13 protein-coding genes and 2 pseudogenes are annotated in these 17,429 nt (G+C 65.7%); 7 read left to right on the forward strand and 8 right to left on the reverse strand.

Translation table 11 applies throughout. The features are described from left to right. The first annotated feature begins 1 nt into the window (after window position 1). On the forward strand, window positions 2-1,351 hold the full coding sequence (locus tag ACO6D6_RS09345) for an ABC transporter permease (RefSeq protein ID WP_484784991.1): 1,350 nt from the start codon (window positions 2-4) through the stop codon (window positions 1,349-1,351). Between the two features lie 157 nt (window positions 1,352-1,508). Further along, window positions 1,509-2,861 (forward strand): phosphoglucosamine mutase, encoded by a 1,353-nt coding sequence (gene glmM / locus ACO6D6_RS09350; protein ID WP_484784992.1) that lies wholly within the window; start codon window positions 1,509-1,511, stop codon window positions 2,859-2,861. Between the two features lie 10 nt (window positions 2,862-2,871). Here glmM and coaA read toward each other — a convergent pair whose 3' ends face one another. Next, window positions 2,872-3,804, reverse strand: a complete 933-nt coding sequence (gene coaA, locus ACO6D6_RS09355) for a type I pantothenate kinase (protein WP_484784993.1) — start codon at window positions 3,802-3,804, stop codon at window positions 2,872-2,874. A 75-nt stretch (window positions 3,805-3,879) separates the two neighbouring features. Continuing rightward, the gene (locus ACO6D6_RS09360) at window positions 3,880-5,940 is read right to left on the reverse strand and encodes an NAD(+) synthase (protein WP_484784994.1); all 2,061 of its coding nucleotides are present in this window, start codon (window positions 5,938-5,940) and stop codon (window positions 3,880-3,882) included. A 186-nt stretch (window positions 5,941-6,126) separates the two neighbouring features. On the opposite strand from ACO6D6_RS09360, the gene glmS reads away from it, so the two are divergent. From glmS to ACO6D6_RS09375, 3 genes and pseudogenes are all read left to right on the forward strand, one after another. Continuing rightward, the gene (glmS, locus tag ACO6D6_RS09365; RefSeq protein ID WP_484784995.1) at window positions 6,127-7,956 is read left to right on the forward strand and encodes a glutamine--fructose-6-phosphate transaminase (isomerizing); all 1,830 of its coding nucleotides are present in this window, start codon (window positions 6,127-6,129) and stop codon (window positions 7,954-7,956) included. A 14-nt stretch (window positions 7,957-7,970) separates the two neighbouring features. Continuing rightward, window positions 7,971-8,321 carry a holo-ACP synthase gene (locus ACO6D6_RS09370; RefSeq protein ID WP_484784996.1) on the forward strand — a complete coding sequence of 117 codons (351 nt, stop codon included), beginning with the start codon at window positions 7,971-7,973 and terminating at the stop codon, window positions 8,319-8,321. Window positions 8,322-8,341: 20 nt separating this feature from the next. Continuing rightward, window positions 8,342-9,103, forward strand: a pseudogene (locus ACO6D6_RS09375) (ADP-dependent NAD(P)H-hydrate dehydratase); the annotation flags it as partial. Window positions 9,104-9,247: 144 nt separating this feature from the next. On the opposite strand, the gene ACO6D6_RS09380 reads toward ACO6D6_RS09375, so the two are convergent. Next, window positions 9,248-9,793 (reverse strand): DUF2087 domain-containing protein, encoded by a 546-nt coding sequence (locus ACO6D6_RS09380; protein ID WP_484784997.1) that lies wholly within the window; start codon window positions 9,791-9,793, stop codon window positions 9,248-9,250. 719 nt (window positions 9,794-10,512) lie between these two features. On the opposite strand from ACO6D6_RS09380, the gene ACO6D6_RS09385 reads away from it, so the two are divergent. Next, window positions 10,513-11,766, forward strand: a complete 1,254-nt coding sequence (locus tag ACO6D6_RS09385; protein WP_484784998.1) for an MFS transporter — start codon at window positions 10,513-10,515, stop codon at window positions 11,764-11,766. Continuing rightward, window positions 11,766-12,431, forward strand: coding sequence for a TetR/AcrR family transcriptional regulator (locus ACO6D6_RS09390; protein WP_484784999.1), 666 nt, complete (start codon window positions 11,766-11,768; stop codon window positions 12,429-12,431). Before ACO6D6_RS09385 ends, ACO6D6_RS09390 begins: the two co-directional genes overlap by 1 nt. Window positions 12,432-12,491: 60 nt before the next feature. Here ACO6D6_RS09390 and ACO6D6_RS09395 read toward each other — a convergent pair whose 3' ends face one another. The 5 genes and pseudogenes from ACO6D6_RS09395 to ACO6D6_RS09415 all read right to left on the reverse strand — a co-directional run bounded on the left by ACO6D6_RS09395 (window position 12,492) and on the right by ACO6D6_RS09415 (window position 16,967). Further along, window positions 12,492-13,874 (reverse strand): ABC transporter ATP-binding protein, encoded by a 1,383-nt coding sequence (locus ACO6D6_RS09395; RefSeq protein WP_484785000.1) that lies wholly within the window; start codon window positions 13,872-13,874, stop codon window positions 12,492-12,494. Next, the gene (locus ACO6D6_RS09400) at window positions 13,871-14,563 is read right to left on the reverse strand and encodes an energy-coupling factor transporter transmembrane component T (protein WP_484785002.1); all 693 of its coding nucleotides are present in this window, start codon (window positions 14,561-14,563) and stop codon (window positions 13,871-13,873) included. Before ACO6D6_RS09400 ends, ACO6D6_RS09395 begins: the two co-directional genes overlap by 4 nt. Beyond that, window positions 14,556-15,134: an MptD family putative ECF transporter S component gene (locus ACO6D6_RS09405; RefSeq protein WP_484785003.1), complete on the reverse strand. Its 579-nt coding sequence runs from the start codon at window positions 15,132-15,134 to the stop codon at window positions 14,556-14,558. The genes ACO6D6_RS09400 and ACO6D6_RS09405 overlap by 8 nt, the downstream gene beginning before the upstream one ends. Before the next feature lie 181 nt (window positions 15,135-15,315). Then, a pseudogene (locus tag ACO6D6_RS09410) lies at window positions 15,316-15,981 on the reverse strand (thioesterase II family protein); the annotation flags it as partial. Further along, window positions 15,978-16,967, reverse strand: a complete 990-nt coding sequence (locus ACO6D6_RS09415; RefSeq protein WP_484785004.1) for a Gfo/Idh/MocA family oxidoreductase — start codon at window positions 16,965-16,967, stop codon at window positions 15,978-15,980. The pseudogene ACO6D6_RS09410 and the gene ACO6D6_RS09415, both read right to left, overlap by 4 nt. Between the last annotated feature and the right edge of the window lie 462 nt (window positions 16,968-17,429).

Below are 17,429 nucleotides of genomic sequence, written 5' to 3' on the forward strand. Positions count from 1 at the left end.
CATGCGTTTCCCGGATCTGCTGTCCACGGCGTTGATGGCGCTGTGGCGGCGGAAATCTCAGGCATCGCTCACGGTGCTGGGAGTGCTGATCGGTATCACCGCGATGGTGGCGATGATTTCTCTCGGGATCGGGCTCGCCGCGGTCCAGGACGGTTTCATCGAAAAGCAGGCGAACCTGCGACAGGTGGAGGTGACCGGGGTGCCGCAGGGCGCCTCCCGTGGCCAGAAGCAGCGGATGGACGAGGCGACGCTGCTCGAACTCCGTCGTATCCCGGGCGTGGAACGGGCCTGGCCTTTCTATGACATTAAAGCCTCCGTGCGAATCGGCGGCGTCGACGGTTCCGTTCGGATCCGGGCGATTCCCGCCTACGCGATGGACCATCAGGGGTTCGAGATCGCGGAAGGGAAGCTGCCGGGGGCGGGAAGCCAACTGCAGATCGCGGTCGGGCACAAGTTCTACGGCGCATTCGCCAACTCTGGAACAAGCGGGAGCCCCACGGTTGACGGGATGCCGCTCACCGGAAGAACGGTGAAACTGGACATCGCAGGTGGAACGACCCCGGTGTCGGGCCGGGAAGGAACCGGGGTTTCTCCCTCCGCTGCGCCGCGGCAGAAACTCAACGCCACCATCACCGGAGTGCTCAAAGGCCAAAAGGTGGCCCCCGAGACGAACGCCAACATTGCCTGGGCTAATCTCGACCAGACGGTCAAGGTCTTGAAGAAGACCCTTTCCGGCAAGGTGCTGCCGGGGCAGGAAACCATCCCCGAGGGCAGGGCGAAGGGTACTTTCCTGTACTCGGGTTTCGTGCTTGAGGCCGGTTCGGTGCGGGAGGCGGAAGTTTTGCTGAAGCACCTGCGGGAGAGCGGCTACGAGGCCAGCGCCCCCATCGAAATGATCAGGCAGGCACAGGAGCGGCCAGTGTTTGTCCAGGCGATCTTCGGAGGAGTCGGTGCCGTCTCGTTGCTGGCGGCCGCCGTTGGCATCGCCAACACGATGACGATGAGCGTTTACGAACGTACCCGCGAGATCGGGGTGATGAAAATGCTGGGCGCGACGCGGCGCGACATCCGGAGGCTCTTCCTGCTGGAAGCGGCGGGCGCAGGGCTGCTGGGAGGGCTGTTCGCCGCAGGCGCCAGTTTGTTGCTGCCACATGTGCTGAACGAAACCCTGGGAAGTTCGTTGACGGATCGTATCCTCGCCCCGGGCGAGGCCACCGCGATCTCGGTAATCCCGTTCTGGCTGCTGCTCTCGGCGGTGGTGTTCGCCACGTTGACCGGTGTGGTCGCGGGTTTCCCGGCGGCCCAGCGGGCCACGAAACTGAATGCTCTCAAGGCAATCCGGGCCCGGTGACCTCCCTCGGGACGCTGCGACGACGGGCCCCAACAGCGCGGTCTGCGAAGCGTCGTGGAGTGCCGCGCGTCTTGCGGGGGTGGCCATGCGGCAAGGATCCCACCTCGAACTGGAGCGGTGATCTGTGCCCATTCGTGGAGCCTCTAAGCTTGCCTGCATGGCTCGACTCTTCGGAACCGACGGCGTGCGCGGCGTCGCGAATCAGGAACTTACCGCTGAACTGGCCCTCAACCTGTCGGTGGCGGCCGCCCACATCCTCGGCGAGGCCGGGGTTTTCGGGCGGCGTCAACCGACCGCGCTGGTGGCCCGCGATCCCCGCGCCTCCGGTGAGTTCCTGGAGGCCGCGGTTTGTGCGGGGCTGGCCAGCGCCGGCGTCGACGTGCTGCGCGTAGGGGTGGTTCCCACCCCGGCGGCCGCCTACCTGGTGGGCGAGTACCGCACCGACCTCGGGGTGATGATCTCCGCATCCCACAACGACATGCCCGACAACGGCATCAAGTTCTTCGCCCGCGGCGGCGTGAAACTCGACGACTCCCTGGAGGACGCCATCGAGGAACGGATGGGGGAGGAGTGGCGGCGGCCCATCGGCGACAAGGTGGGGCGCATCATCGACCAGCACCAGGCCGTCGAGTCCTACCTCGCCCACCTGGTGAAGTCGCTGCGGGCCGACAAACCCCTGGCAGGCCTGACCATCGTGCTCGACTGCGCAAACGGTGCCTCCTACGAGACCGCCGTCGCTGCCTTCGAGGCGGCTGGGGCATCGGTGACCGCCATCCATGCGTCCCCGGACGGCATCAACATCAACGCTGGCTGCGGCTCCACCCATCCCGAGGACCTGCAGAAGGCGGTGCTCTCGTCGTCGGCGGACCTCGGCCTGGCCTTCGACGGTGACGCCGACAGGTGTCTCGCGGTGGACCACGAGGGCAACCTCATCGACGGCGACCAGATCCTCGCGATCCTCGCCCTGGCCCTGCAGGAGGACCACAGATTGGCCTCCAACACCGTCGTCGTCACCGTGATGAGCAATCTCGGGTTGAAACTGGCCCTCGCCGAACACGACATCCGCATCGACCAGACCAAGGTCGGTGACCGCTACGTGCTGGAGTCCATGAGCGCCAACGGCTTCTCCCTCGGTGGGGAGCAGTCCGGGCACGTGATCATGAACGAGTTCGCGACCACCGGCGACGGGGTCCTGACCGGCCTTCACCTGGCCAAGCGGGTCGCGACCACCGGCAAGTCCCTGAAGGAACTGGCCTCGGTGATGACGAAACTTCCCCAGGTGGTCATCAACGTCCGTGGCGTCGACAAGCTCCGCGCCGGGATCGACAACGAGATCACCGCCGCCGTCGCCGACGCCAGCCACGAACTCGGAAAATCGGGGCGCGTCCTGCTGCGGCCCTCCGGCACCGAACCGGTGGTGCGGGTCATGGTCGAGGCCCCGACCGATGCCCAGGCCCGTGAGGTGGCCGAACGGCTGGCGGCCCTCGTCAAGAAACGTCTCGCCGTCTGAACGGCGAGCATCACACCTTCCGGATTGCGATGGTCTGCACCCGGTGATCCGGGCCCTTGCGGAGAATTGCGGTGGCCCGGTCCCGGGTGGTTTCGATGTTCTCGCGCAGGTTCGGCCCGTTGATGGTGTTCCAGATGTGGCTGCCGAACTGCAGCGCCTCCGCGCGGCTCAGCTGGGTGAAGCGTTTGAAGAAGCTCTGGGGGTCGTGGAAGGCGGTGTCCCGCAGCACCATGAAACGTTCCAGGAACCATCGTTTGATGTCGGCCTCGTCGGCGTCCACGTAGACCGAGAAGTCGAAGAAGTCACTCACGGTGGCGCCCGAACGGCCCTGTGCGTCCGCGCGGGCGGGCTGCAGCACGTTGAGGCCCTCGACTATCAGGATGTCGGGGTTTTCTATCACCGTCTGTTCGTCCGGGACGATGTCGTAGATGATGTGGCTGTAGACCGGGGCCGTCACGCGGGGCTCCCCGGACTTCACGTCGATCACGAACTGCAGCAACGCCCGGCGGTCGTAGGATTCGGGGAATCCCTTGCGGGCCATCAGGCCCCGTTTATCCAGTTCCGCCGACGGCAGCAGGAAACCGTCGGTGGTGATCAGGTCCACCTTCGGGTTTCCCGGGGCGCGCCGCAGCAGCTCCCGCAGCAGGCGCGCCGTCGTCGACTTCCCGACCGCCACGGAACCGGCGACCCCGATCACGAAAGGCGTGCGGCGCACCTTCAGGTTCAGGAACCGGTTCGACTCCTCGCGCAGCCGGCCGGCATTGGCGATGTAGAGGTGCAGCAGCTGCGTCAGGGGACGGTAGATCTCGGCCACGTCCTCGGCGGAGGTCGGATCGCCTAGACCCCGCAGCCGCTCGAGAGTGGCTTCGTCGAGGTCGATCTCGGTGTTGTTCGCCAGCGAGGCCCAGGCGCCTCGTCGCAACACCACGTAGGGTCGGGACACTTCTTCACTCCATCGGGATGGGCCGAGTCGCCCAAAATGCTAGCAGGGCGTCGCCAAGTTGGTCGGACCAAGGGGTCAGGCCTGCGGAACATCGCGGGCGATCTCGTCGAGCCAGATGCGCGGCCCGACGTCGGAGGGCATCCGCCAGTCGCCGCGCGGCGACAGGGAACCGCCGGGAACCACCTTCGGGCCGTTCGGGAGGGTGCTGCGCTTGAACTGGTTCGTGGTGAAACGCCGCACGAAAACCTCCAGCCAGTGACGGATCGCCGCCAGGTCGTAGGAGTGACGATCCTCCTCGGGAAGCCCTGCCGGCCAGTGTCCTGCGGCCGCGTCGCGCCATGCGTGATGGGCCAGGAACGCGATCTTCCGGGGACGCAGGCCGTGGCGCAGCAGGTGGTACAGAGTGAAGTCCTGCAACTCGTAGGGGCCGATCGTCGCCTGGGTGGACTGCGGAACCTCACCCGGCTTCGTGGGGATCAGTTCAGGGGTGATCTCGGTGCCCAGCACGGAGTCGAGCACCTCGTTCACCTGCTCGTCGAACTGGCCGGAAGCGATGACCCAGCGGATCAGGTGCTGGATGAGGGTCTTCGGCACACCCGCGTTGACCCCGTAGTGGCTCATGTGGTCGCCCACACCGTAGGTGCACCATCCCAGGGCCAGCTCCGACAGGTCACCCGTGCCGACGACGATCCCGCCGTGATGGTTGGCGGCGCGGAACAGGAAGTCGTAGCGGATCCCCGCCTGGACGTTCTCGAAGGTGATGTCGTAGGTGTCGGCGCCCTCGGCGTAAGGGTGCCCGAGGTCCGCGAGCATCTGCGTGGCCAGGGGGCGGATGTCGACTGTGGCGAAACTCACCCCCAGAGCCTCCGAGAGGGCCTGCGCGTTGCTGCGGGTGTGCTCGGTCGTGGCGAACCCCGGCATCGTCCAGGCCAGAATGTGGGTGCGGGGCAGGCCCAGCCGGTCGCAGGCCTTCGCCGCGACGATCAACGCGTGGGTGGAATCAAGGCCCCCCGAGACGCCGATGCAGAGTTTCGGCGCCCGCGCCGGGTCCCCGCCACCGATGGCCAGCATCCGCCGCTCCAGACCCGAGACCTGGATGTTGTAGCCCTCGTAGCAGTCCTGCTCCAGGCGGTCGGGGTCGTTGGGGACGAAGGGGAAGCGGTCCAGGGGCCGCAGCAGACCGAGGTCCCCGCTCGGCGGGACGGCCTCGAACTCGATGGTGGAGAAGAAGCTGCTGAACCGTTGCCGGTTGTCGTCGAAGGAGCCCTGCCGCATCCGTTCCTGCCGGATCCGGTCCAGGTCCACATCCGCGACGGTGAGCTGCGCCTCGTGGGGAAAACGCTCGCCCTCGGCGAGAAGGGAACCCATCTCGTGGATCATGGTGTGGCCGTCCCAGGCCAGATCGGTCGTCGACTCCCCGAACATCGCCGCGGCGTACACGTAGGCCCCGAGGCAGCGCTTGGCCGCCGCGGCTGCCAAGGCCCGCCGGTCGGCGGCCCGGCCGATCGTGATGGGGGAGGCGGACAGGTTCATCAGCACCGTCGCTCCCCCCAGGGCCGCCTCGTGGCTGGGTGGGATCGGCACCCACAGGTCCTCGCAGATCTCGAAGTGGATCTTCAGGTCCGGCAGGTCCGTGGCGGAGAAGAGCAGTTCGCCGCCGAACGGGATCGGTTCGTCGCTCCACTCGGGGATCAGCACGGAGTCGCCGGGGCTCCCCTCACCGGAGGCGAACTGTCGTTTCTCATAGAACTCGCGGTAGTTCGCCAGGTAGTTCTTCGGCACCACACCCAGCACCCGGCCCCGGTGGATCACCACCGCGCAGTTGTACAGCCGGTGTCGCAGCCTCACCGGTGCCCCGACGGCGAACAGTGGGCCGAGTTCCGCTGTCTCGGCGGCGATCCGGGCCACCGCCTCGACGACGGCGTCGAGCAGCGAGTCGTTGAGCAGCAGGTCGTCAATGGCGTAGCCGCTGAGTGAGAGTTCCGGGAACACCAGGGCCGCCACGCCCTGGTCGTGGGCCTGCCGTACGGCGGCGATGGTGCGTTCCGCGTTGCTGGCCGGGTCGAAGTCGGCGACGGGCAGTGTTGCGGCGGCGACCCGCGCGAACCCCTGGGCGTAGAGGTTGAAGAAGTCCATACGGGAAGCATAGAGGCACGGGTCGTGGCCCCACCGGCCCAGTGAGCCGCTGCCGCCGCGGACCGTCCCGAGGCCGCGCGGGGTCTCGCCCGGCCAATCGTCAATGAAATCTCGACGATGGTGGTTAATGGGTGGCGCGAAGGTGAGGGTCAAGAAACGTGCAGTTTTGATGTACAGTTTGCCAACGTGTGTGGAATCGTTGGATACCTCGGAAGCCGCGACGGGCGGCAGATCGTCATCGACGGGCTTCGTCGACTCGAATACCGCGGCTACGACTCGGCTGGCATCGCCGTCGTTGCCGGTGGTGAACTCTACACCCGCAAGAAAGCGGGCAAGATCGCGAACCTGGCGGCCGCCATCGAGGCCAACCCGCTGCCGGAATCGGGAACGGCCATCGGCCACACCCGCTGGGCCACCCACGGGGCGCCCACCGATGCGAACTCCCACCCGCACATGGCGGGCCGGATCGCCATCGTGCACAACGGCATCATCGAGAACCACACGGTCCTGAGGGAGGACCTGGATGTCGAGTTCGTATCCGAGACCGACTCCGAGGTGGCGGCCCAACTGCTGTCCCGCGAGGTCGCGGCCGGGGCCGACCTGGTTTCCGCCATGCAGGCGGTCGTGGCCCGCCTGGAAGGCGCGTTCACGCTGGTGGCGGTCGACGCCGCCGACCCGGACCGGATCGTCGCGGCCCGCCGCAACTCGCCGCTCGTGGTGGGCATCGGTGACGGCGAGTACTTCCTCGCCTCCGACGTCGCCGCCTTCATCGAACACACCCGCGACGCCGTGGAACTGGGGCAGGACCAGATCGTCGAGCTCACCCGAGGCGGAGTGGTCGTCACGAACTTCGACGGCACCCCCGCCGACACCCGCAGTTTCCACGTCGACTGGGATCTCAGCGCGGCCCAGAAGCAGGGCTACGACTGGTTCATGCGCAAGGAGATCTTCGAGCAGCCCCGCGCGGTGGCCGACACCCTGCTCGGGCGCACCAACGAGCTCGGCGAGATCGTCCTCGACGAGATCCGCATCAGCCCCGAGGAGCTGAGAAGCATCAACAAGATCGTCGTCGTGGCCTGCGGCACCGCTTTCTACGCGGGACTGGTGGCGAAGTACGCCATCGAGCACTGGACCCGCATCCCCTGCGAGGTGGAACTGGCCAGCGAATTCCGCTACCGCGACCCCATCATCGACCCCACGACCCTGGTGGTGACGATCTCCCAGTCCGGGGAGACCGCCGACACCCTCATGGCGATCCGGCACGCCCGCGAGCAGCACGCCAAGGTGGTCGCGATCTGCAACACCAACGGCGCCACCATTCCGCGCGAATCCGACGCGGTCATCTACACCCACGCCGGACCGGAGATCGGGGTGGCCTCCACCAAGGGTTTCACCACCCAGCTCATCGCCTGCTACCTCCTCGGCCTCTACCTGGCGCAGGTGCGGGGCACGAAATACGCCGACGAGATCGGCGGGGTGCTGAAGGAGCTGGAACGGATGCCCGAGGAGCTGCAGCAGCTCCTGGACGCCCAGGAGAACGTCCTCAACCTGGCGGCCGAGCTGAAGGACGAACCCTCGATCCTGTTCCTGGGACGCCACGTCGGCTATCCCGTCGCCCTTGAGGGTGCCCTGAAACTCAAGGAGCTGGCCTACATCCACGCCGAGGGTTTCGCCGCCGGCGAGTTGAAACACGGCCCGATCGCCCTGATCAGCGAGGGCCTGCCGATGTTCGTCGTGGTGCCCCCGCACAGCCGCGACCAGCTGCGCGACAAGGTGATCTCCAACATCGCGGAGGTGCGCGCCCGGGGCGCCCGCACCATCGTGCTGGCGGAGGCCAACGACGCCGACGCCCGCGCCCACGCCGATCACTTCATCGAGCTGCCGCACGTCTCCACGCTGCTGCAGCCGCTGCCCGCCATCGTGCCGCTGCAGCTGTTCGCCTGCGAGGTCGCCACCCTCCGCGGCCACGACGTCGACCAGCCCCGCAACCTGGCCAAGTCGGTGACGGTGGAGTAACCCAGGGCGGGGCCATGATCGTCGGCATCGGCACGGACCTGTGCGTCATCGAGCGGTTCGAGGCGATGCTGAGGCGTCGCCCCGGGATCGCCGAGCGCATCCTGACGTCTGGGGAGCGGGCGTTTCCCGTGCAGTCGCAGGCCGCACGGTTCGCGGCGAAGGAGGCTCTCGCCAAGGCGCTCGGCAGCCCCGGCGGCATGAACTGGCTGGATGTGGAGGTGATCAGGTCCGAGGCCGGGGCGCCCTCGTTCGTGGTGACCGGAACCGTGGCCGAACGGGTGGCGGAACTGGGCGTCACCCGAATCCACCTCAGCATCTCCCACGACGGCGGGTTCGCCACCGCGACGGTGGTGTGCGAGGCGTGACCGGTGTCGTGACCGCCGGGGAGATCGCGGCCTGGTGGCCGGTCCCGGGGGCGGAGAGCCACAAGTACACGCGCGGCGTGGTCGGAATCGACGCCGGGTCGCCGCAGTACCCGGGGGCCGCGTTGCTGGCGATCGCGGGCGCGCTCGGGACCGGTCCCGGGATGGTGCGCTATCTCGGGTCCGCTCCCCGCGACCTCGTGGTGGGGCGGTTTCCGAGCGTCGTGCTCGCCGATGGGCAGGTCCAGGCCGTGGTCGCAGGATCGGGTTGGGGTGCCCTGGCCGATGCCGCGGCCCGCCTCCGGGATGCGTTGGAGCGGCGGGTGCCGCTGGTGATCGACGCGGACGCGCTCAGGTTGCTGCCCGCCGACCTGCCCGCCGAAACCCTCCTGACCCCCCACGCGGGTGAACTGGCCCGGCTCCTCGGGGTGGAGCGCGGCGAGATCGAGGCCGACCCGGTGGCCGCCGCGGTCCTTGCCGCAGGTCGGTTCAAGGCGACGGTGCTCCTCAAGGGGGCGGTCCAGCCGGTGGCCTCACCCGATGGCTCCGCGCGACTGGCCCTGCCCGGCCCCGCGTGGACGGCGCAGGCCGGTTCCGGCGACGTGCTGGCCGGGGCCTGCGGCACCCTGCTGGCCGCAGGTCTGCCCGCTGGGCGGGCAGGGCTGATGGCCGCCAGTCTCCAGGCGCTCACCGCGTCGCGTTTCCCCGGGCCGTACCCGCCCGATGTGCAGGCGTCGCGTTTCCCCGAGGTGGTCTGGGGGCTCCTGGCTCCCGATCAGCAATGACTACAGACACCGGTTGAAACCGCCCAGTCTCGAGTCAAAGCGTATACGGCTCAGGCGCTCCTCACTGTAGAGCGAATACAACTTGGTCATCCACCATCAATGCGCAAGACGAGTCGTGATAGTGAGATGTGACGCCGACTCCAATCATAGCTGATCAACCCTCCTGTATATTCTAGAACCGGCGCCCCTTTGAAGGACACCTTCATCCACCATCATTCTCCTGATTTCCACAATATCAACCCTTGATGTTGTGGCTCTGTCGAGATATGCATTCAGCGCTTCTTCATGAAACGTTGATCTGTCAGGCAGGACTTTCAAGACGAATTGGCAGAACTCTTTGAATCGGCGCGGAGAGGTCGGCAAGCCAGAAATGAGACTGCCTGAAACGAACGCCTTGCAAGTCGGGTACTGTTTCAGGGCGGAAAGGACTGGCGAATTCCTCTCGAACAAGTCGTAAGCACTTGCGAAGGTGTCGTGACAGATACACGTGCTCTCGTGGCGTTCGACTATGAGTCCCATGGCCAAGAGCTGCGCCTTGCTCTTCAGCCCCACTGATGAGCTTTCGTGAAGCCCGACAGATTCACAGGTGTCGCGGTCCGAAATCACTCGTGAGGCTTGCGTAAGCACTTCAAGCAGTTCTCTGCTCGACAGGGCTTTGAGCAAGGATTCGGGGGTCAGTTTCTTCATCATTGGTGGAAGTGGGATGCGCCCCGGACGGTGGGACACATCCCACAATTTTCAACTAGTTGACTTCGGAGGCCAGTTCGGATGTGGAAGCATCCCAAGCTTCAAGTTGTTGGGCTAATTAATTGCACGCTACCAGTCCTTGGGGGATGACACAAGGCCTCGACGAGACTCACACATGGCCCCGCGCGGATAGGCTCCGCGTCTCACGTATTTTCCCCGGGAACTGAGGTCATCGAATGATAGTTAACTTTCATCTAGGCTGGCTAAGCTGTACGTTTCCGGTGTTGGGTGATGAGATGTTCTCTCGCCATTGAGGCTTATTCACGGCCATCCTCAAGCGCGCTCTGAGTAGGGGTTTCGCTAGTCGACACGTCGCCTGTGAATAAGCCTCAGCATTCTCAAGCCCGACGGTCAATCCAGACCCTGACCAAAACCAATCCAAACCCTGACCGAAAGTTAACCTCGCGATCCCGCGGTGTGATGGGGGAAGGCGAGGCGCGGATCGGGCCCCGTCAAGACCGGCTGTTTCGACCCGCGAACGTCAACGAGCCGGTTGCGTCGAAACCGTGGGGCTCGGGGAACCCTGCTCGGTGGCGCCAGGGATGGTTTCATGCGGGCGGGTCCGGCCCGGCAAGCGCGGAGCGCCATGATCCTGGTCGGCCTGCTCGTGGCGGATCCTCAAATTATGGCGGTTCGCCTCCAAAATGATGTAGGTTGACCTTGTGACAACCAACGAAGCCAAACCACAGGGGACGTCGAAGTCCCAGATCCCTCTGCTGCTCGGGACCGTGCTCATCGTTTACGTGGGTCAGATGACCCTCAGCCCGATCATCGCCCCCCTTTCCCGCAGGCTTGGCATGCCCGAATGGCAGTTGGGCGTGACCATCTCGGCCGCCGCCGTCATGGTGGTGCTCACCTCCGGGTTCTGGGGGCGAAGAGCCCAATCGAAGGGATTCAAACCCGTGCTCCTGGCGGCCCTGGCGCTCGGCATCGTGACCATGATCCTGTTCTCCGGGCTGGCCGCCGCCGGCATGCAGGGGCTGCTCACGGGCACCGTTTTGTTCCTGCTGTTCGTGCTGCTGCGAGGAATCGGTTTCGGGACCGCTATCGCAGCTGTGCCGCCCACGGCCCAGGCCTACATAGCCGAGTTCACGCCCGAGGGTCCGGCCCGCGTCAAGGGAATGGCCGGGGTCGGTGCGGTGCAGGGAATCGCCAGCATCCTCGGGGCGATCGTGGGTGGAGCCCTGGCCGGATTCGGCCTGCTGACCCCCATAATCGTCGTGCCCGTGCTGATCGGGATCGCCATGCTGCTCGTGCTGGCCTGCCTGCACGGCGGGGCGGGCAGTCGGCTCGTGGAGAGCCCGATCCGGGTGAGCCCCATGGACAAGCGGGTTCTGCCCTTCCTGGTGGCGGGTTTCGGCACCTTCACCGCCCTTGGTTTCATTCAGAACACGGCCAGCTTCATCATCATGGACAGGTTCCATCTGGATGAGGTCGCGGGCGGTCAGCTGTCCGGTGTCGTCATGTTGGCGATCGGGGTCGGCATGATCATTGCCCAGGCCGTCGTCGTGCCCGTCACCAAGTGGGCGCCGCCGATGCTGCTGCGCGTCGGTGCGGTGGTCGGCACCATCGGGTTCGTGGTGATGCTGCCTGAGGCGGAACTCTGGGTGATGTTCGTATCGGCCCTGCTGATCGGTCTGGGAATCGGCATAGCGATGCCCGGCTACACCTCCGGCCCCACCATGCTGGTCGAGCACGACGAACAGGGCGGGCTCGCCGGGGTGATCGGCGCCACCAACGGTCTCACCTACGTTCTCGCCCCGACACTCAGCACCCTCTTCTACGGCTGGTGGCGGCCGCTGCCCGTCATCGTTTCCGTCGTGGTCCTGGGAATCGTTGCGGTGTTCGTCCTGGTGCATCCCGCCTTCCGCAACTTCCGTCCCAGCTCGGAGATCGCAGTGAAGGAGGGGGTCTGATGGCTGAAGGAACGCGGCGTGGCCGTCCGCCGTGCCTCACAAGGGAGGCCGTGGCCAGGGCGGTGCTCGATGTGGGGTTCCCGCAGTTGACCTTCACCGCAGTCCGGGAACGCCTCGGGGTGGGGGAGAGCACCTTGTTCCGCTATGCGCCTGACCGCGACGAATTGGTGCGTCTGGGGCTCGGCCTGGCGATGGAGTCGGTGGAGATGCCCCCGCGGCAGGGGCCGTGGCGGCAGGTGCTCACCGACTACGCCGTCTTCGCCTGGCACTTCTGGGAGGCCCATCCCGGTTCGGCTACCGAGGTGTCGCGAGGGGTTTTCACCCGCGTGATGGTGCAGCTTTCCGATGAACTGTGCTCCTTCCTGATGGAATGCGGTTTCACGGCTCGCAACGCCCTGCTGACCTGCGACCTGGTCTTCGACATGGTGGTGGACAACCGTCGCGGGGTGGAACACATGGACGGGTTGCTGGCCGAAACCGGTCCAGAACGCGACGACATGAAAAGGCAATGGGTACCGGATGAACCGGACGAGAACCCCGTCCCCGGCTGGGAGAAGATCCGCCAGGCCAAGCTTGAGGCGGTCAACCTGCCGCCCTTCGATTGGTTCATGAAGAAACTGGAGGTGATCCTCGACGGGGTGGCAGCGTCTCTGGCCCCTGCCTAGAAGAGGGCGGCGGGGACGGCAACGCCCGGGACCGGCGCCCGCGCTGGTCAGCGTCAGCTCTCAGTTGAGCCGCAGTTCATGATCCCCGCAGGCGGCCACGAGTTCGTCGTCGTGAGTGATGAGCACCACCACCGCCCCGGAGTCGGCCAAGGAACGCAACTGATCAGCGGTGGCGAGCATCGAGGCGTGATCCAGGCCCGACGATGGTTCGTCGAAGACGTAGATGTCGCGGCGCTGGTTCAGAGCGGCCGCGACCACGGTTCGTTGCTGCTGCCCGCCGGACAGCGAGAGCGGGTGGCGCTCCTCCAACCCGGACAGGCGCATCCGTTCCAACAGGTCCGTCGGTTCCTGCGCCGTTTTTCCCGAGCTGATCTCTTCGCGTACGGAATCCGCAAAAAGCTGGAGATTGACGTCCTGCATCACCAGGAAACAGCGGTGGCGGCGTGTTTTCGCCGAAAGTTTCGTCCCGTCCATGACCATGTCACCCCGGGGCTTTATCAGGCCCGTCAGGGCGCGCGCCAAGGTGCTCTTCCCAGCCCCGTTCGGCCCGCTCACCACCGTGATGGCGCCCCGGGGAAGCACGGCGTGGGGGATGTCCAGCACCGGAGTGCCGCGCCGGTAGGAGAACTGTATGTTCTCCAGGCGTAGCCCATCGGCTTCATCGGGGGCGGAGGGCAGGCCGGGGGAAGCCGTGCGGTGCAGTCTACGCAGCCCCAGGCGGAGTCTGCTGTCCTCATCGAGGGCGAAGAAGTCGTCGGCACCCCACTCCTCGGTGAGGCAACCCCGCTTCAGCATCAGCACCCGGTCCACTCTGCCCGCCAGCCAAGCCAGCCGATGATCCGCCACCAGGATCGTCGCCCCCTCCTCGCGCAGCGTGCCGATCATGTCGTTCAGCTTGTCGATGCTGTCACGGTCCAGCCCTGAGGTGGGTTCATCGAGCAGATACAGCTGGGGGCGGTTCACGTGAGCCGCCCCCACCGCTATCCGTTGCCGTTGCCCCCCCGACATGTGGTGCATCGACGTTCCCATCAGGGGTTTCAAGGAAAGGGCCCGCTCGGCCGCTGCGATGCGTTCGCGGATCTCCTCGACGGGTCTGCCGTAGTTCTCGCTGGCGAAGGCCATTTCGGAACGGGGATCGGAGCAGAAGAACTGGGTTCGTGGATTCTGCAGCACCGATGAAACCCGTCTGCCGACGGCGGCGAGCCCTTCAGCGGCCGGTTCCAGCCCCGCGACGCGTACCTTACCCTTGATCGACGCGGGGTGCAGGTGCGGGATCAGAGCGTTGAAGCAGCGCAGCAGGGTGGATTTCCCGCTTCCGGAACCTCCCGTCAGCAACACGCTCTCGCCGGGTTCGACGACCAGGCCGATGTCTCGCAGGCAGGGTTTCTCACGGGACTGGTACGTGACCTCCAGATCCGCCACCTCGATCATGGAATTGCTCATCCCAGCACCCCGAATCCGTAACCGACAGCAGCCACCGTACCGGCAAGCAGCAGCGCATCCCACACGGTCAGCCGTAGCTCGGTGATCGTGGTCGGGGAGTTCTGCACGGCCAGGCCGCGGGTCAGCGCCGCCGCCGTCAGGTCATCGCCTCCGCGGATCGCTCCCGCCAGGAGCGGCACCACGAGGTAGCGGCCGACGCTGACGGGGCGCAGCAGCAGATCGGATGGTCCCCGCAGGTAACCCCTGATCCGCATGGCATCGCCGATTGCACGGGCGTTCTCGGCGAGGGTCGGAAGGTAGCGGATCATCACCATGAGCGGGACGGTGAACGCGCTCGGCACGTGCATGCGCCGCAGCGCCGCCAACAGCTGGGCCGGGACCAGGGCGGTCACCAGGACCATTCCGAAGAGCCCGGCCAGCAAATACCTCCACAGGAACCTCAAACCGGCGAACAGCGCAGCCAGTCCCGACCAGCCGGACGAATTCACGGCTTGGCTCAGGCCCAGCATGAACAACGCGCCCGTGATCGCGCCGACCAGCGATCCCCAGCGACGAAGCAGCACGAGCAGCACCAGCAACAACACCAGCCCCGCCAGTTCCAGCTCATGGGGGGTGCTTGAGAGCAGTAGCGACACCATCACGACGCAGCAGGGAAGCAGCACCCGGGGGTCGAAGCTGGCCTCAGGCAATGCCGGCCTTCTTGAAGGTTCCGCTCAGCACCTTGCGACCCAGCAGCCCGCCCAGCGCTCCGGCAACGAAACACAGAACCGAGAACAGCACGAGCATGGGTGTTGACATCAGCTGATTGAACGCCCCCGCCCATTCGGGACCCATCTGCGAGGTGATGTCCGCAATCATGGAATCGCGCATGAACAGCAGCGGCAGGAAGCCGCCGATCGGCCACAGGGAGAAGAAGGCATAGGCCCAAACCGATTTCGCGGTCTTCTCGGGTGGCCAGATCGCCGCCAGCCAGGAAGCCATGGCTCCTGCGAAGAGCCCCGTGATGAGCGTGATGAAGTGGTGCCCCATCACCACCAGGAGCACACTGAGCAGGCCGACCATCAGCAGGGGACCGAAGGGGGTGCGCACACGTGACAGGAACAGCATGAACGTGATGCCGTTGATCACAATCGAGACGGGACCCAGGATTACCTGGAGTACCGGGGCGATCGCCCCGGTCATGTTGAAAATCATGTACACCACGGCATAAACCGCGGTGAAGATACCGGTTTGGATCAGATCCTTTGTCGTGATTCGCATCTCGTGGCTCCTTCGTGGTTTTGGTTGCGGTGCCGTCGACCGTCGACGGCACCGTGTTGGTGCATCCGTCACCTGAACTCGCAGGGGCGACGGCATGTACCAGTTGTGGATCGGTGCATTCTCGAGACCCGTCGATCATGTCGCGTACGACATGGGCGCAGGCCACGTTCGGCGCGGCCAGGTGGAAATGACCGCCGGGAACCCGTGTCACTCCGGAGAACCGGTGGGTGAGTTCACACCACGCCATGGAACCCCGCTCGGTGACCTCCCCGTCCTCGGAACCGTTGACGACGGCGATCCTGGGCAGGAGAGGATTCCCGGTGAATCTGCGGTAACGATTGGCCAGCCGGTAGTCGTTGCAGATGGCGGGCAGGTAGATTTCCCTCAGCCAGGGGTCGCTGAACACCTCACGGTTCCGGGGATCCAGCCGTATCAAATCCCTCAGCACGTAGTTCTCGGTGAGATATCCCACATCGGGTGGTGGACCGGTCAGGGGGGCGTCATGACCCGAGATCACCAACAGCCCGGGTGGCCGTCCCAAACGGGCCAGCTCCACCGCCGTCTGATAGGCCACCAGGGCGCCGAAGGAGTGGCCGAAAAAAGTCAGTTCCTCCGCCCGTGGGGCCAGTGCGTGAGCCGCTTCCCGGGCGATCTCCGTGACGCTGTCAGGAAGCGGAACCTGCAGACGTTGTTCCCGGCCCGCGTACATCACACCGATGATCCGGTGTTCCGGGAACTCGTCGGCCCAGTGCCGGTAGAACCGGGGGCAGCCACCCGCGTGCGGGAACACCACTACCGCGCGGGTGGTGGCCGCGTCCCCACGGCTGAGGTTCTGGAGCAAACTCATGGGAGATTCCCCGAGGCGGTTTCGTCCGACCCGATCCTGAGAGGTGATGCCAGCTGAGGTGAGATCTTCTCCCACAACTTCAGCGTCGCCAATTCCCGCTGACCGAAACTCTGCTTTCCCGCCAGCAGTTCCTTGACGGTTGAATGAATGGCCTCCGGCCACAGCTTCCCGAGGAGCTGTCCGGTGAGCAGTTCCTCACCGTGGACCACTGCGACGGGCGCATCAGGATCCAGGCCATCGGTGGTGGAGGGCACCATCGGCATGAACACGGTGAGCCCGTGCACGTGCCCCAACTCCAGTTCTCCCTCCGATGTCGAGACGACGAACGCCATGAGCGGCTGGGAATGGGCGTCAGGATCTCGGGTGTCCATCCGGTTCCCGACCTGGATGTCGACGGGGACCCCCGCCCAGTCGAGGTCGACACGGGCGTGACCGCGACGATTGGTTACCCGGGCATCTCTCGGAGGAGGTCCCGCCATGAATCCGGACAGGACCAGCAGGGCGTCGTGCAGGGTCTGGCAGCAGGTTCGCACCCGTACGTTCTCGAAACCGACTCGCTTCCGCAGATCGATCGCGTGGCTGGTGAACCTGCGTGTGGTGGCGAGGCGATCGTAGAAAGCGCTCGGGTGGAACACTGTTGTTCCCCGTCGTGCTTGCCGAAGCAGCTCGATCACGGAAGTCGAGTGTATTGGCAGTTCCTGAATGACCGCTACCCCCCGCGACAACAACGATGCCGAGATCGATTCCCCCATGCCTCCGATGATTGCGGAACGCACGGCCACCACGGCCAGGTCGAGGGGCTGGTTCTCCAACTCCGCGGAGGACCAGACCGGGACCCCGAGTTCCTGGGCCAGGGCGGTGCTGCGGGGACCGCCCCGGCCGACGATCGCCGCCAGCTCCACCGGAGAACCGGGATGTGCGAGGGCCCTCGCATAGTTCCTTCCGAAGCCACCCCCCACCACCACGGCGCGTGGTTTGCTGTTCACAGCTCTCCCTCCTCGTCCCAGGTGATCTCGGCCGCTCCCAGCAGTCCGGTCAGCCAGGTCTCCGGGGAGACCCCGATACCGGAGGCGAACAACGCTCCGGGGGTGCCTGCAACCGCGAGCTCCGCCGCCTGCGCCAGTATCCGAGCCGTCAGGTCGTAGCAATCCGTGGTTGCGACTCCGAGCCGGGTGCATTCGTCCCCGTTCCACGCCTCGACCTCGATACGGAAACAGGGTTCCCGGTTCCGCAGATCCTCGGCGACGGCCGCCAGGGCATCGGACTCGGAACCACTCCCCGCCGGGAGCCGTGCCAGAGCTCCTCATGCTACTGATCTAAATTAAGGTCAGCCTAGCCAATATGATAAGTATAGTTCTTATCATATCGGGTCTCCGATGTGCTCGCCAAAAAGTTTCTTTGTCTCCGGGGCGAAGATGAAACGGTTGGTGTGTGAGTGACGTGCGGAG

This window comes from Arachnia sp., assembly GCF_057238465.1.

Excerpts from the sequence above, each read along its gene's own strand:
- ACO6D6_RS09345 (WP_484784991.1), top strand. The coding sequence starts at position 2 with ATGCGTTTCCCGGATCTGCTGTCCACGGCGTTGATGGCGCTGTGGCGG.
- glmM (WP_484784992.1), top strand. The coding sequence starts at position 1,509 with ATGGCTCGACTCTTCGGAACCGACGGCGTGCGCGGCGTCGCGAATCAG.
- ACO6D6_RS09360 (WP_484784994.1), bottom strand. The coding sequence starts at position 5,940 with ATGGACTTCTTCAACCTCTACGCCCAGGGGTTCGCGCGGGTCGCCGCC.
- ACO6D6_RS09370 (WP_484784996.1), top strand. The coding sequence starts at position 7,971 with ATGATCGTCGGCATCGGCACGGACCTGTGCGTCATCGAGCGGTTCGAG.
- ACO6D6_RS09380 (WP_484784997.1), bottom strand. The coding sequence starts at position 9,793 with ATGATGAAGAAACTGACCCCCGAATCCTTGCTCAAAGCCCTGTCGAGC.
- ACO6D6_RS09390 (WP_484784999.1), top strand. The coding sequence starts at position 11,766 with ATGGCTGAAGGAACGCGGCGTGGCCGTCCGCCGTGCCTCACAAGGGAG.
- ACO6D6_RS09395 (WP_484785000.1), bottom strand. The coding sequence starts at position 13,874 with ATGAGCAATTCCATGATCGAGGTGGCGGATCTGGAGGTCACGTACCAG.
- ACO6D6_RS09405 (WP_484785003.1), bottom strand. The coding sequence starts at position 15,134 with ATGCGAATCACGACAAAGGATCTGATCCAAACCGGTATCTTCACCGCG.